The sequence below is a fragment of the Streptomyces millisiae genome, assembly GCF_031845425.1.
GTDB lineage: Bacteria > Actinomycetota > Actinomycetes > Streptomycetales > Streptomycetaceae > Streptomyces > Streptomyces millisiae.
Genome location: NZ_JAVREM010000253.1, coordinates 1 through 472 on the forward strand (window position 1 = coordinate 1; position 472 = coordinate 472).

1 pseudogene is annotated in these 472 nt (G+C 68.9%); it reads left to right on the top strand.

Features of this window, described 5'->3' with window-relative positions:
• Nucleotides 1-144 precede the first annotated feature (144 nt).
• Nucleotides 145-472, top strand: a pseudogene (locus RNC47_RS36525) (acyl-CoA dehydrogenase family protein); the annotation flags it as partial.

Genomic DNA, 472 nt, shown 5'->3' on the forward strand with positions numbered 1-472 from the left:
TTCCTACCCACTGCGACCGCCGCTCTGGTGATCGACCGCTGTGGCACCGATGTATTGCGCAGGGCCCTTATCCCCCCGTTGGCGGAAGGGAAACTCGTTGGTGCTGTGGGCCTCTCGTCAGATGTCGCGCTCAGTCGCGACTCGGTGGCCAACGGCACCGCTCGAGCCGTCGCCGGAGCACCCGACGCCGGTGTGCTGGTCCTGGCCGCCGGCGCAGACCTGATCGTGGTGGACGCGGAAGCCGACGGCGTGACCGTCACCGCGCTCACCGGTCTGGACACCACCCGCAGCATCGGCGATGTCACCCTGCGCGATGTCGAGCTACCCGCCGAAAGAATCCTCTCCGGCGCGAGCACCAAGGCACGCACCGCGTTTCGCATCCTCGCTGCCGCCGAAGCGGTCGGTGTCGGCTGGGCGGCGCTCCGGATGGCCACCGACTACGTCAAGGTTCGCGAGCAGTTCGGCCGCCCCA